10 protein-coding genes and 2 tRNA genes are annotated in these 13,890 nt (G+C 70.8%); 4 read left to right on the forward strand and 8 right to left on the reverse strand.

All coding sequences use genetic code 11. The features are described 5' to 3' along the window. Window positions 1-29 precede the first annotated feature (29 nt). The 7 genes from betT to serS all read right to left on the reverse strand — a co-directional run bounded on the left by betT (window position 30) and on the right by serS (window position 7,722). Window positions 30-2,099 carry a choline BCCT transporter BetT gene (gene betT, locus ABXJ56_RS04390; RefSeq protein WP_353998503.1) on the reverse strand — a complete coding sequence of 690 codons (2,070 nt, stop codon included), beginning with the start codon at window positions 2,097-2,099 and terminating at the stop codon, window positions 30-32. Between the two features lie 345 nt (window positions 2,100-2,444). Continuing rightward, a tRNA-Ser gene (locus ABXJ56_RS04395) sits at window positions 2,445-2,536 on the reverse strand. Window positions 2,537-2,611: 75 nt separating this feature from the next. Beyond that, window positions 2,612-3,946 carry an LCP family protein gene (locus ABXJ56_RS04400; RefSeq protein ID WP_353998504.1) on the reverse strand — a complete coding sequence of 445 codons (1,335 nt, stop codon included), beginning with the start codon at window positions 3,944-3,946 and terminating at the stop codon, window positions 2,612-2,614. Continuing rightward, a complete protein-coding gene (locus ABXJ56_RS04405; RefSeq protein ID WP_353998505.1) occupies window positions 3,943-5,259 on the reverse strand; it encodes an LCP family glycopolymer transferase in 1,317 nt (438 codons plus the stop codon). Before ABXJ56_RS04405 ends, ABXJ56_RS04400 begins: the two co-directional genes overlap by 4 nt. A gap of 59 nt (window positions 5,260-5,318) precedes the next feature. Continuing rightward, window positions 5,319-5,403 (reverse strand) — tRNA-Ser (locus ABXJ56_RS04410). Between the two features lie 133 nt (window positions 5,404-5,536). After that, complete coding sequence (locus tag ABXJ56_RS04415; RefSeq protein WP_353998506.1) at window positions 5,537-6,445, reverse strand: HAD family hydrolase; 909 nt, start codon at window positions 6,443-6,445, stop codon at window positions 5,537-5,539. Beyond that, entirely contained in the window at window positions 6,442-7,722 is a 1,281-nt protein-coding gene (gene serS / locus ABXJ56_RS04420) for a serine--tRNA ligase (protein ID WP_353998507.1), read from the reverse strand. The genes ABXJ56_RS04415 and serS overlap by 4 nt, the downstream gene beginning before the upstream one ends. Window positions 7,723-7,784: 62 nt before the next feature. On the opposite strand from serS, the gene ABXJ56_RS04425 reads away from it, so the two are divergent. The 4 genes from ABXJ56_RS04425 to ABXJ56_RS04440 all read left to right on the forward strand — a co-directional run bounded on the left by ABXJ56_RS04425 (window position 7,785) and on the right by ABXJ56_RS04440 (window position 12,856). Then, complete coding sequence (locus tag ABXJ56_RS04425; protein ID WP_353998508.1) at window positions 7,785-8,933, forward strand: diacylglycerol/lipid kinase family protein; 1,149 nt, start codon at window positions 7,785-7,787, stop codon at window positions 8,931-8,933. A gap of 104 nt (window positions 8,934-9,037) precedes the next feature. Next, window positions 9,038-10,390: a cryptochrome/photolyase family protein gene (locus ABXJ56_RS04430; RefSeq protein ID WP_353998509.1), complete on the forward strand. Its 1,353-nt coding sequence runs from the start codon at window positions 9,038-9,040 to the stop codon at window positions 10,388-10,390. A gap of 82 nt (window positions 10,391-10,472) precedes the next feature. Then, window positions 10,473-11,522, forward strand: a complete 1,050-nt coding sequence (locus ABXJ56_RS04435; RefSeq protein WP_353999962.1) for an LLM class flavin-dependent oxidoreductase — start codon at window positions 10,473-10,475, stop codon at window positions 11,520-11,522. Between the two features lie 44 nt (window positions 11,523-11,566). Then, a complete protein-coding gene (locus ABXJ56_RS04440; RefSeq protein ID WP_353998510.1) occupies window positions 11,567-12,856 on the forward strand; it encodes an MFS transporter in 1,290 nt (429 codons plus the stop codon). A gap of 45 nt (window positions 12,857-12,901) precedes the next feature. Here ABXJ56_RS04440 and pheA read toward each other — a convergent pair whose 3' ends face one another. Then, window positions 12,902-13,867 (reverse strand): prephenate dehydratase, encoded by a 966-nt coding sequence (gene pheA, locus ABXJ56_RS04445; protein WP_353998511.1) that lies wholly within the window; start codon window positions 13,865-13,867, stop codon window positions 12,902-12,904. Window positions 13,868-13,890: the final 23 nt, after the last annotated feature.

Consider the following 13,890-nt stretch of genomic DNA (forward strand, 5'->3'; position numbering starts at 1 on the left):
TCTGCTCGGTCCAGCTCTGACTGCTCAGGTCAGCTCTGATGGGTGGGAAAGTCGGACTGCCAGTCCGGGACGGGGGCGTCCTCGACGATCGAGGCGTCCTGGCCGTCAGGCGCGACCCGCAGGTACTCCATGTGCGACTCGTAGTGGGCGACCGCATCGGCGATGAGCTGCTCCGTGGTGTAGCCGTAGACGTCGTACCCGCGGGACCCGGTCGCCGTGAACACCTCGAGCCGGTAGTACAGGTCGCTCCGGCGCGGGGTGCGATGCGCGTAGGTGGGCAGCTCCTCCACGACCGGGTAGATCTGGTAGACGAAGTCCGCGTGATCGGGGAAGCGTGCGGAGAGCACCAGCGTCGGCAGGTCGACGTCGGCCACCTCGCTGCGGGCGTAGGAGACGTCCACACCGACCGCCGCGAGTTCGGTCTCGACGTCGCGCAGCGCCGGTTCCGCGGTCTTCTCGAGGTAGCCGAGCGCCTGGTCGCGGCTGGGGAACTCCGCCACGCGACGCAGTCGCCGCCGCCAGGGCGTCTCCACCGTCGCGATCCGCGCGGTGACGGTGGCTCGGAAGCCCTCCGCCTGGTGCTGCTCGGTCCGAAGCGCCCGGAAGAGGGAGATCATGACGAGGTACAGCACGATCGAGAACGGCACACCCACGATGAGGGTCGCGTTCTGCAGGGTCGGGATGCCGCCGATGAGCAGCATCGACATCGTCAGCACACCCGTCACGATCGCCCAGTAGACGCGCATCCGGCTGCTGCCGTCTTCGCGGGGGTCGTCGATGATCGAGGTGAAGTTCGCCAGGACGAGGGCACCGGAGTCCGCCGAGGTGACGTAGAACAGTAGGCCCGTGAGAGTGGCGAGCGCGATGACGAGCGGCGCGGCCGGGTACGCGGCGAGGAGGTCGTAGAACCCCTGCTCGGGCGAGGCGAGCGCCGTCTCGCCGAAGGCCGCATCCCCGCCGACGATGAGTTCGAGAGCCGAGTTCCCGAGCACCGAGATGAACACCGCGATGAAGACGAACGGGACGACGAGGACTCCGGTGATGAACTGACGAAGGGTGCGCCCCCGCGAGATCCGCGCCAGGAACAGCCCGACGAACGGCGCCCATGCGATCCACCAGGCCCAGAAGAACAGGGTCCACGCGCTCATCCAGTCGTCGGGTTGCACCCAAGCGAAGGTGTTCATGATGAGGTTCGGGAACGTGGCGACGAAATCGCCGACGTTCATCACGATGCCGTCGAGCAGTCGGCGCGTGTTCCCGGTGACCGCGAGGAAGAACAGGAGCACGATCGCGAGGATCACGTTCAGCTCCGAGAGCCGCCTGATCCCCTTCTCGACGCCGGAGACGGTCGAGATCGTCGCCATCACCACGGCCAGCACGATGAGCCCGACCTGCGCGGCCACCCCCTGCGGAATGCCGAAGAGAAGGTAGAGCCCGTAGTTCAGCTGCACGACGCCGATGCCGAGCGAAGTCGCGATGCCGAAGACCGTGCCGAGGACGGCCGCGATGTCCACCGTGTGCCCGGCCCACCCGCGCAGGCGATTGCCGAGCAGCGGGGTCAGGAGCGAGCGGATGCTGAGGGGGAGGTTGCGGCGGTACGCGAAGTACGCGAACGCGCCGCCCATGAGGGCGTACATGGCCCACCCGACGGGTCCGTAGTGGAACAGCGTCCAGACCACCGCCTGGCGGGCGGCTTCGATGTTCTCCGATGCCCCCGTCGGGGGCTCGTAGTACTGCGCGACCGGTTCGGCGACGGAGAAGAAGAGGAGATCGATTCCGATGCCGGCGGCGAAGAGCATCGACATCCAGGTGAACAGGCGGAACTGCGGCCGCGAATGATCCGGTCCGAGCTTGGTCTTCCCCATCGGCGAGAGAGCCAGATAGATCACGAACCCGAGCACGAGGGTCGCGGTGAGGATGTAGTACCACCCGAGGTTGGTGGCGACCCACCCGACCGCCGATCCGATGACGCCGCCCGCTTGGTCGGGGAGCAGCATCGCCCATGCGGCGATGCCGACGATGAGCACGGAGGACCCGATCAGGACGGGCCAGTTCGGTCTGACGGTCGATGCGCTGCGCGCGGTCGTCTGCTCGGTCATGGTTCCTCCCCGGGCGAGGTCGTTGAGGCCGTGTTCGACAGCTCATGATCGCGCGCGGGGAGGAAACGTGAGGGGTGTTGACGAGCAGCACCCTCTTGTGAAAAGGGCGGGCGGGGCGCACGCGCCGGCGGAACGCACTCGGCAGCGACATCCCGGGTCACGGCCGAGGACATGCGCAGTTCCCTCCGCGAGAGAACACCTCACAGACGCACGGAAGATCAGCGGGGCGCGGACGCCTTCATCCTCCTCGCCGAGAGAGTGACCGACGCTCTGAGCGAGTGGCACGACCGATCATGGGTCGACGGCAACGAAGGCGCGGATGAACGCGCTACTGTCCAGGAGTGCTGGCGGAGACGGAGGGATTTGAACCCTCGGTCCCCGTGAGGGGACTCCACCTTAGCAGGGTGGTGCACTAGGCCTGACTATGCGACGTCTCCAGGCGCCCGGCGGAAAACCAACAAGCGCGCCTGGCAATCATAGCCGCACAAGCCGCAACCGCCGAACCGCGCGAATCAGGACTCCGGGCGCGTGCAGGTGACCTCGGCAGCCGTGGTGCCGGCGATCTGGGACGGCAGCTCGACGCGCTCGGTCGGCGCCGCGGCCCCGCCACCGACCTCACCCTCCGTTTCCGCCTCCGGTGCGGCATCCGTTCCGCCGGTGCCCGAGTCACCCTCGCCCTCGGGCGCAGGCTCCGCGGTCTCGCCTCCCTCGACCTCGCCGCGCACCTCGACGCCGTAGCCCTGACTGGCCTCACCCGTCAAGGTGACGGCCTGGTTCTCGCGCAGCGCGGCGAACAGCACGTCCGCGGCATCCCGCACCGGGAGGACGTGGACGAAGTCGGCGTCGTACTCGGTGGGGTACTGCACGAAGACGATGTCCTCGAACGGCACGTCCTTGGCCGCCATCGCGATCTGCACCATGCGCATGGGGTTCGCGAGGTCCGAGCTCAGCACCAGCTGCGGCGGGTCCTGCCGCGTCAGGCCGACCGCGGTGGTGGCGAAGCGGAGCAGCGTCTGCGGATCGCCGAGGACGGCATCGGACTTGAGCTTGCGCACCATCGACGACATGAACTGCTGCTGGTTCGAGATGCGACCGAGGTCGGAACCGTCGCCGATGCCGTGGCGGATGCGGAGGAACTGCAGCGCCTGCACGCCCTGCAGCGTGTGCTCGCCCTCGGTGAGCGACAGACCGGTGTGGACGTCGGAGATGTCGCCCGCCACGCAGACGTCGACCCCGCCGATCGCGTCGGACATGTCGATCACACCGGTCCAGCGGATCGCGGCGGCGAAGTGGATCTCCTCGCCGGTGAGCTCCTCGATCGTGAGCGCGGTGCACGGAAGCCCGCCGTACATGTACGAGGCGTTCAGCGGCTGCGCCGACATCGCCGAGTACTGTCCGCCCTCGCCGTCGGGGCAGGAGGGGATCGGCACGATCATGTCGCGCGGGAACGACACGACGGTCACCCGGCGCGGCTCGTCCGAGATGTGCACGAGCATCGTGACGTCGTTGCGCTCCCCCTCGGCGTCGTTGTTCGCGCAGCGGGGGAAGAGCGTGAGGTCCTGCCCCTCGCACGAATCCGATCCGACGAGGAGGACGTTGACCCCGCCCTCGATCTCGCCGATCGACGGCGGAAGCACCTCGCTGCCCACGAGCTCGACGGACGAGTCCTCGAGAGCGGAGACGGTGTCCCACACCGTGTACGCGGCGACTCCGGCGATGCTCGTCGCGAGAACGGCGACGACGACACCGAGCACCGAGAGGGCGCGGAGGAACGGATGCCGCGTCTCGCGCGCATGCCGCGCGACGGTCTCCCTCCCCGCGCGCGGGGTCGGCGCAGCCGAGGTCACCCGAACCCGCGCAGGTTGCCGTTGGAGCAGGTCTCCTGCGCCGCGGTGGAGCCGGGGATCGTCGACGGAAGCGCCACGGAGGTCTCGGTCGGAGCAGGGGTCGGCTCGACACTCTCGCCGCCCTCCTCGGGCGCCACCTCGCCACCCTCTTCGGGGGCGGCCTCGCCGCCGTCCTCGCCGTCCTCGACCACGACGACGCCCTCGTTCGCCCCGGCCTCGCCGGTGAGGGTCAGCGGCTGGTTGGCGGCGATCGCGTCCCACAGGACCGCGGCGGACGTCTCGTCGGGTACGACCTTGTTCTCGTCGAACGGATCGGTCAGGACGGGGTACTGCACGAACACGATCTCGTCGAAGGGCACGTCGCGCACGGCGAGCGCGATCTGCACGAGCGTCAGCGGGTTCGTGAGGCTCTGGCTGGGCGTGACGTTGTCGACGGTGGTCGTGGCGAGGCGGTAGAGCGTCGCGGGGTCGGAGAGGACCTCGCCGCTGATGAGCTTTCGCGCGAGCCGCGACATGTACTGCTGCTGATTCGAGATGCGGCCGAGGTCGGAGCCGTCACCGACGCCGTAGCGGGTGCGGAGGAACTGCAGAGCCTCCAGGCCCTGGATCGTGCGGTTGCCCGCGGGCCAGTCGATGCCGGTGTTGAAGTCGCGGATGCCGGAGGCCAGGCACACCTCGACCCCGCCGACCGCGTCGGTGATCTCGATGACACCGCCCCACGTGACCTTGGCGGCGAACGGGATGTTCTGTCCGCTCAGCTGCGACACGGTCTTCACCACGCACGACAGCCCGCCGACGGAGAACGCGGAGTTGATCGGCGCGTAGCTCTGCGGCGACGACTCGCTGCCGTCCTCGCGCGTGCAGGAGGGGATCTCGACCATGAGGTCACGGGGGAACGAGACGACGGTGACCCGCCGCGGCTCGTCCGAGATGTGCACGAGCATGTTGACGTCGTTGAGCTCGCCCTCGGCGTCCGCTCCCGAGCATCGGTCGCCGAAGAACTGCGCGTACTCCGGCTCGCAGGCGTCGGTGCCGGCGAGGAACATGTTCACGCCGCCCTCGATCGCGCCGATGTCCGGCGGGACGCTCTCCTGCCCCTCGAGCTCGACGGCTTCATCGGCGAAGCCCCGCGCGATGTCGGTGACCGCGTAGGCTGCGATGCCCGCGCCCGAGACGAGGACGACGGCGAGCATGATGCCGACGATCTTCATCAGCGAGGCGAACGGATGCGGCGACCGCAGCTCTCCGTGCCGGGCGACGGTGCGCCGCTTCGACGACGGACGACGAGACGAGGGCTGGGAGTTCTCGCTCACTCGGGTCCTCTCGGGTGGATCTCGTCGTACTCCGCCCCGGGATCATCCGGCACCTTCTGCGGAGGGTGTGGGATTCGAACCCACGGGACATTGCTGCCCACTGGTTTTCAAGACCAGGTCCATCGGCCGCTCGGACAACCCTCCCGACCGGATGCCGGGTCTCGGCGTCCTGTCGAACGGCGTCGAGTCTAGCCGACCGCTCGGTCGCCTCATTGTTCCAGTGCGCGCCTGAGGACGGGCTGAGACACCCCGCGGCACCAGGGCCGCGCGCTCGTGCTCAGAGCTGGTGCAGGATGGCCGCGACGCCGCCGTCGTGGACCGACAGAGTGACCTCGCCCGCTGCGTCGTGCACCTCGGGGGGACCCTGCTGCATCGCCACGGCACGCCCGCCGTTGGCGACCGCCCATCGCATCATGCCGACGTCGTTCCGGCCGTCGCCGATGACGAGGACGTGCGGCGGATCGATGCCGAGCTCGGTGCGGACGAGCTCGAGCGCGGTGCTCTTGTCGACGCCCTGGGGGGCGATGTCGAGCCACGCCGTCCAGCCGACCGAGTACGACACCTGGCTCAGCCCGATGCGCGAGACGAGGTCGACGAAGTCGTCCTCCTGCTGCTCCGGCGAGACCACCACGACGCGGCACACCGGCTGTTCGCCGAGCTCCTCGAACGCGACGCGGCGCGCCTCGATGAGGTTCCAGTCGTCGAGGTACTCGGTGTAGAGGCGGTCGCCGTTCGGCAGTTCGACGAGGTACCGCGCGTCCGGCAGGTGCACGCGGAGGTCGGCGAGCACCTCGCGCGGGTCGAAGGTCTCGACGTGCCAGCGCTCGTAGAGGAGGTCGTCGGCATCCTCGCGACGGAGCACCACGGCGCCGTTCGAGCAGACGACGTACTCGGGCGCGAGTCCCAGCACGCGCAGGATGCCGCGCGTGGCCTCCCAGCTGCGACCGGTCGCGATCATGACCTCGTGCCCCGCGCGGTCGGCGTGCGCCACGGCATCCACGACGCCCGGGCTGAGGGACTCGTCCTCGAGGATCAGCGTGCCGTCGATGTCGAGGGCGATGAGCAACCGCTCGGTGGGGACGGCGGGGTCCTCGGTCTCGCGGGCGACGCGCTCGACGAGCTTCGCCGCCTTCTTGGGCTTGACGACCTTCACCTCGCCCGTGGGCGGCAGGTGCGCCTCGCTCATGCGATCGGCTCCAGCACCTCGAGGCCGCCGAGGTACGGGCGGAGGACCTCCGGTACCAGAACCGACCCGTCCTCGCGCTGGTGTGTCTCGAGAATCGCAACGATCCAGCGGGTGGTGGCGAGGGTGCCGTTCAGGGTCGCGACGTGCTGCGTGCGACCGGTGCCGCCGTCCTCCGCGGCCGGACGGTGACGGATGTCGAGCCGGCGCGCCTGGTACGTCGTGCAGTTCGAGGTGGAGGTGAGCTCGCGGTACGCGCCCTGGGTGGGCACCCACGCCTCGATGTCGTACTTGCGCGCGGCGCTGGAGCCCAGGTCGCCGGCGGCCACGTCGATGACGCGGTAGCCGAGCCCGAGGTCCTGCAGCATCTGCTCCTGGAGGGCGACGAGGCGGAGGTGCTCGGCCTCGGCATCCTCCGGGGTCGTGTAGACGAACATCTCGAGCTTGTTGAACTGGTGCACGCGGATGATGCCGCGGGTGTCCTTGCCGTACGAGCCCGCCTCGCGGCGGTAGCAGGTCGACCAGCCGGCGTAGCGCTTGGCGCCCGCAGCCAGGTCGAGGATCTCGCCCATGTGATAGCCGGCGAGGGGCACCTCGCTGGTCCCGACGAGGTAGAGGTCGTCCTCGGGAAGGTGGTAGATCTCCGCGGCGTGCTGCCCGAGGAACCCGGTGCCGCGCATGACCTCCGGTCGCACCAGGGTCGGCGGGATCATCGGGATGAAGCCGGCATCCAGCGCCCGCTGCATCGCGAGCGACATCAGCGCGTACTCGAGTCGCGCGCCCACCCCGGTGAGGAAGTAGAAGCGGCTTCCGGAGACCTTCGTGCCCCGCTCCATGTCGATCGCCCCGAGCATCTCGCCGAGGGCCAGGTGATCGCGGGGCTCGAAGGCGAAGGATGCCGGCTCGCCGTGGGTGCGGAGCGTGACGAAGTCGGCCTCTCCGCCGGCGGGCACGTCGTCGATGACGAGGTTCTCGATCGCCGCGAGCGCCTCCTCGGCGGCCTGCTCGGCCTCTCCGACGGCGTGCTGTGCGGCCTTGACGCGGTCGCTCAGCTCTTTCGCCTGCGCCACCAGCGCGGCCTTCTCCTCCTTGGGGGCGCGGGCCACGAGCTTGCCGTGCGCGTTCTGCTCGGCGCGGAGCTCTTCGAACGTCGTGATCGCGCGGCGGCGGTCGTGGTCGGCGGCGAGGGCGGCATCCACGGTGTCCGGAGAGAGCCCGCGCTTCTCCTGCGAACGCTTGACCTGGTCGGGGTTGTCGCGGAGAAGGGTGAGATCGATCACCCCTCCGAGCTTAGTCACCGCCTGCGTCAGGGCACCCCGGAGGGCGGGCCTATTGTGTACGCATGAGCCCCGATCGCCCGGGCGCCCCGGATCCCGAGGACGCCGCGGCGCCCGATGACGTCATCCGCGAACCCGACGATGTCTCTCCCGACACCTCGGACGAGCCGGAGGGCGAAGCACGTCGCGTCGACGCCGAGGGCCGCACCGCCGACATGTCCGGCGGCGACCGGACGGGCCGGGTCGCCGCGCTGGTGTACAACCCGACGAAGGTCGAGGCGGACGGCCTCCGGCGCACCGTCGAGACGGCCGCGCGGGATGCCGGCTGGGCCGCCCCGCTCTTCTACGAGACGACCGTCGACGATCTCGGCGACGACGTCACGCGTCAGGCCCTGCAGAAGGGCGCGGATGCGGTGCTCGTCGCCGGCGGCGACGGCACCGTCCGCGCGGTCGCCGAGGCCATGAGCGGCTCCGGGGTGCCGCTCACCATCGTCCCGAGCGGCACGGGGAATCTCCTCGCCCGGAATCTCCGCCTGCCGTTGGTGGACCGCGAGCGCATGATCCGGGCGACCTTCGACGGCGATCGTCTCGCGATGGACATCGGCTGGGCGACGCTCACGCGACCCGACGGCTCGCGCGCGGACCACGCCTTCGTCGTGATGGGCGGCGTAGGACTCGACGCCGCGATGATCGCCAACACCAACCCCGCCCTGAAGAAGAGCGTCGGGTGGGTGGCCTACGTCGACGGCGCTGCGCGGTCGCTCGCGAACGCGCAGCCGTTCCGCGTCATGTACGAGATCACCGGTCACCGCCTGCACTCCGCGCGCGTGCACAGTGTGCTCTTCGCCAACTGCGGCTCGCTGCCCGCGGGGCTGGAGCTCATTCCCGAGGCCTCGCTCACCGACGGCCAGCTCGACATCGTCATGTTCCAGCCGAAGGGGGCGCTCGGCTGGATCTTCGTGTGGCGTCGCGTCGCGTGGGACAACAGCTTCCTCCGCCGCTTCCGCGCCGGACGCCGCGTGCTCGCCCTCCGCACGAAGGACAACGCCGTGCGCTACGCCCGCGGCACGGGCGCCGAGGTCGGGATGGCCGAGCCGCACCCGGTGCAGCTGGACGGGGACGAGTTCGGCGAGGTCATCGACATCGCCACCCGGGTGGTCGCCGGGGGTCTCGTCGTCGCCGTCCCCCGCGGGCACGACACGCGGGGCCTCTGACCTCGATCCGCCGGCACCGGGCGGGGCGGGGCGGGAAGTATACGCATCCCGTCGAGGTTCGCCGAGTCCGCCCCCGTGCGTCCGGCGCGCGCCAGGATGGTCGCATGAGCAGCCCCAGCATCGTGTGGTTCCGCGACGATCTGCGCCTCGCCGACAACCCGGCCCTGCGCGCGGCGATCGATCGGGACGAGCCGATCATCGCGCTCTACCTCCTCGACGAGGAGAGCCCGGACATGCGTCCGCTCGGCGGCGCCGCGCGCTGGTGGCTGCACCACTCCCTCAGCTCCCTCGGCGAGCGCATCGGCGAGCGCGGCGGTCAGCTCGTCCTCCGGCGGGGCGCCGCGACCGACGTCGTGCCGAAGCTGGTCTCCGATACCGGTGCGGGCGCGGTCTTCTGGAACCGTCGGTACGGCGGGCCCGGACGCGCGGTGGACGCCGACCTCAAAGCCTCGCTCCGGGAGGACGGCATCGACGTCGCGTCGTTCGCGGCATCCGTCCTCTTCGAGCCGTGGACCGTGACGACCGGGTCCGGCTCGCACTTCTCGGTGTTCACTCCGTTCTGGAAGGCGTGCCAGGCGCTGCCGTCCCCCCGCGCGCCGCTCCCCGAGCCCCGCGAGCTCGCGGGACCGGGCCGACGCGTCGACTCGGACGACCTCGACGACTGGGGACTCCTCCCGACCCGTCCCGACTGGGCCGGGGGCCTCCGCGAGACGTGGGAGCCGGGCGAGCCGGCAGCGCGGGCGCGTCTGCGCGAATTCCTCCGCGAGGACCTCGACGACTACGCCCGCGGCCGCGACGAACCCGGGCGGGACGTCACCTCGCGCCTCTCCCCGCGCCTGCGCTGGGGCGAGATCAGCCCGTACACGATCTGGCACGAGACCGTCGAGACCGGGGGCGGCGCGAAGTTCCTCTCCGAGGTCGGATGGCGGGAGTTCGCCTGGCACACGCTCTACCACTTCCCGAAGCTCGCGACGAAGAACCTCCGCCCGGAGTTCGACGCGTTCCCCTGGCCGCGGCTCAAGCCCAGCCACCTCGAGGCGTGGCAGCGCGGCGAGACGGGTGTCGCCCTCGTGGATGCCGGCATGAAGGAGCTCTGGCACGCCGGCATCATGCACAACCGTGTGCGCATGGTGACGGCATCCTTCCTGATCAAGAACCTCATGATCGACTGGCGCCGCGGCGAGGAGTGGTTCTGGGACTGCCTCGTGGACGCGGACGAGGCGTCGAACCCCTTCAGCTGGCAGTGGGTGGCCGGTTCGGGCGCGGACGCCGCACCCTACTTCCGGATCTTCAACCCCGAGCTGCAGCGCGAGAAGTTCGACAAACACGACGAGTACGTCCGCCGGTGGGCGCCAGAGCACCTCGACGACGACGCCCCCGAGCCGATCGTCGATCTGAAGGCCTCGCGGAACGCCGCGCTGGACGCCTACGAGAAGGTCAAGCGCGCGTCGCGCTGAGCCGACGGCACCCCCGGCGGGGAATGCGGCGGGGGTGCGCCCGGTTGGTCCCGGGGTGAGTGAGACGAACACACCGCATCGGATGCCGGCCCTGTCGATCCTGGACCTCGTGCCCGTGCGCACGGGTCAGACGAGTGCGGAGGCGGTCGCATCGTCCCTGACGCTCGCCGCCCGCGCGGACGAGCTCGGCATGCGCCGCTACTGGTTCGCCGAGCACCACAACATGCCCGCCGTCGCCTCGACGACTCCCCCGGTGCTGATCGCTGCGGCCGCGGCGCGCACGAGCCGCATCCGCGTGGGTTCGGGCGGCGTGATGCTTCCCAACCACGCACCGCTCGTCGTCGCCGAGCAGTTCGCCGCCCTCGAAGCGCTCGCACCCGGCCGGGTCGACCTCGGCCTCGGACGCGCCCCCGGCAGCGACCCCGTGATCACCCAGCTGCTCCGACAGTCGGGGACGACGAGCGACGTCGACCGGTTCCCCGACCACGTGCGCGACATCCGCTCGCTCGTCTCGCGGGACGGCGCAAGCCTGCGCTTCACCTCCGGCGGCACCTACGAGGTCACCGCGACCCCCGCCGCCTCCTCGATCCCCGAGGTGTGGCTGCTCGGCTCGAGCGACTATTCGGCGCAGCTGGCCGCAGCCCTCGGCCTCCCCTACGTCTTCGCCAACCACTTCTCCGGCGAAGGCCTCGAGCGTGCCCTCGATCTCTACCGCTCGGGCTTCGTCCCGAACGAGGAGAACCCCGCCCCGCGGACCTTCCTCACCGCCAACGCCGTGGTCGCCGACAACACCGACGAGGCCGACGCCCGCGCCCTCCCGCAGGCGCGCATGATGGCGCGCCTGCGGACCGGTCGCCCGCTCACCGCGCTCGAGAGCGTGGAGGAGGCCGCAGAGGCCGAGCGGACGGACCGCCTCGCGGCACCGCTGTGGGATGCGCTCCGGACGAAGTGGTTCGTCGGAACCGCCGCGGACGTCACCGCGGAACTCGCCGCGTTCGCCGCGCGGTGGGAGGTCGACGAGGTCATGATCTCACCCGTCACGGGATCCGACCGCGACGAGCCGATGGATCGTCCCGACGCGCGCCTGCGCACTCTGGACCTGCTCGCCCAGCCGGTGCCCGCCGCGGCCTGACACATCGCGCCGCCGACCCGGCGGACGGTTCTACGCTGTGCTTCATGCAGCGTCGCGCCGCCATCGCGGCTCTCCTCGCGGGGTCGGTCCCGAACCTCGCGCAGTGGTTCAACCTGTACGTCTACGCCACGTTCGCGCCCTACTTCCGCACCGAGTTCTTCGACCCCGCCGATGAGAACTCCCTGGTGTGGGTGTACGCCGTCTTCGCGCTGACGTTCGTGGTGCGCCCCGTCGGCTCGTGGGTGTTCGGCCGCCTCGCCGACGCGCGCGGCCGGCAGCTCGCGCTCGCCTCCGCGGTCACGCTGATGTCGCTGGGATCGCTCGCCCTCGCGTTCGCCCCGACGTACGCGCAGCTCGGCGCGGGGGCGGCGGTGATCCTCGTCGCGGTGAGCCTCGTCCAGGGCCTGGCCACGGGCGGCGAGTACGCGGCGGCCACCGTGCTCCTCAGCGAGTCGGGCACCGCGGGGCGCCGCGGGTTCTTCGCCTCGTTCCAGAGCGTGACGATCATCGGCGGTCTGGTCCTCGCGCAGGCGGGGCTGCTCATCCTCCTCGCCGTCAGCGACCGCGCGGCCGTGTCCACGTGGGGGTGGCGCGTGGCGTTCGCGGTCGCCGGCGTCGCGGGGCTCGCGACCCTCTGGTGGGCGCGCGGCATCCCGCGCACGCCCCGCGGCCGGCGCGCGGCATCCGGCACGCTCGGAGTGCTGCTGCGGGATCACTGGCGGCCGGCGCTGTGGGTGTTCCTCCTGACGGCCGGGGGCACGATCTGCTTCTACACGTACACCGTGACGGTGCCGACGATCGTGCGCGAGACCTTCGTCACCGCGCACGGGGATTCCGGCGAAGTCGCCGCGACCGCCCTCGTGCTGATCGCGCTCGTCGTGCTGATGCTCCTCCAGCCGCTCGGGGGCGCGCTGAGCGACCGCATCGGACGGAAGCCCCTCCTCGTGGCCTTCGGCGTCGGCGGCATCCTCGTCAGCGCTCCCCTGCTCACGGGTCTCGCGACGACCGCGGATGCCGTACCGGTGCTGGCGATGCTCATCGGCGGCTACGTCGTGCTGACCTGCTACCAGTCGGTCAACGGCATCGCGAAGGCCGAGGTGTTCCCCCCGGAGATCCGCGCGCTGGGCGTCGGATTCGGATACGCGATCGCGAACTCCCTCTTCGGGGGGACGGCGCCCATGGCCTACCACGCGTCGGTCCGCGCGGGCGGCGACGCGATGTTCCTCGTCTACCTCACCGCGCTGGTGGCCGTGACCCTCGGCGCGGCGATCGTCATGCGCGGGGGCGCGGCCACCGCCCTCGACGACACCCCTGCGACGGCCTCCCGCGGGTGACAGGACGGGCGGCCGCTCGCGACATCGCGGCGTACCGGCGACCCGTCAGCGGACGCCGGGCTCGCCCGTGATGAGGCCGCGGAGCCAATCGCGCGCCTCGACGAAGATGTCGTCCGAGTAGCGCTCCGGGTAGCGGACCACCGCGCGATCGGCGCGGGGGTACGACCCGAGGAAGATCACCCGCGGGCTGAACCGGCGGAGTCCGAGAAGGGCGTCCGCCATCCGCTCGTCCTGGATGTGCCCGTCGGCGTCGATGACGAAGCGGTAGCGGCCGAGGGCGTCGCCGATCGGGCGCGACGCGAGGAGGGAGAGGTTGATCCCCCGAGTGGCGAACTGCTCGAGCATCTCCAGGAGCGCCCCGGGGTGGTCGTCGGGCAGTTCGACGATGAGCGAGGTCTTGTCGGCACCGGTCGGCGGCTGCGGAGCGACCGTCCGGGCCACGAGGACGAACCGCGTCACGGCGTTCGGGTTGTCGCCGATGTCCTCGGCGAGGAGCTCGAGATCGTGGTGCTCCAGGATGCCGGGCGGCGAGATCGCGGCATCCGCTCCGCTCGTGCCGTCGAGGAGCTCGAGGGCGCTGGCGACGTTGCTCGCCGCCGGAAGGTGCGCGTGGGCGGGGAGGGCGCGTCCGAGCCAGCGCAGGCACTGGGCGTACGCGACCGGGTGCGCGGCGACGAGCGAGACGTCCTCGAGCGTCGCGCCGGGCCGACCGACCAGGACGAACCGCACGGGGACGAGGTACTCCCCCACGATCCGGACGCCCGGCATCGTCGCCAGCGCATCCTGCGCCGTCGAGACCCCGCCGTCGACGGAGTTCTCGATCGCGATCATGGCGGCATCCGACCGGCCCTCGACGACGTCCTCGAGGGCCTCGGCGACGTTGCGGACCGACTTCCAGACGCCACCGCGCGCTTCGGGGACCTGCGCCAGCGCGGCCTCGGTGAAGGTGCCCGCGGGCCCGAGATAGCTGTACGTGCGGCGGGTCGGCGGCTGCGGGGGCTCGGAAGTCACGCGTGTCAGCCTAGATGCGTGCG

Origin of the sequence: Microbacterium aurantiacum (genome assembly GCF_040532595.1) — a bacterium.
Lineage (GTDB): Bacteria > Actinomycetota > Actinomycetes > Actinomycetales > Microbacteriaceae > Microbacterium > Microbacterium chocolatum_B.

Excerpts from the sequence above, each read along its gene's own strand:
- betT (WP_353998503.1), bottom strand. The coding sequence starts at position 2,099 with ATGACCGAGCAGACGACCGCGCGCAGCGCATCGACCGTCAGACCGAAC.
- ABXJ56_RS04425 (WP_353998508.1), top strand. The coding sequence starts at position 7,785 with ATGAGCCCCGATCGCCCGGGCGCCCCGGATCCCGAGGACGCCGCGGCG.
- ABXJ56_RS04430 (WP_353998509.1), top strand. The coding sequence starts at position 9,038 with ATGAGCAGCCCCAGCATCGTGTGGTTCCGCGACGATCTGCGCCTCGCC.
- ABXJ56_RS04440 (WP_353998510.1), top strand. The coding sequence starts at position 11,567 with ATGCAGCGTCGCGCCGCCATCGCGGCTCTCCTCGCGGGGTCGGTCCCG.
- ABXJ56_RS04435 (WP_353999962.1), top strand. The coding sequence starts at position 10,473 with ATGCCGGCCCTGTCGATCCTGGACCTCGTGCCCGTGCGCACGGGTCAG.
- ABXJ56_RS04415 (WP_353998506.1), bottom strand. The coding sequence starts at position 6,445 with ATGAGCGAGGCGCACCTGCCGCCCACGGGCGAGGTGAAGGTCGTCAAG.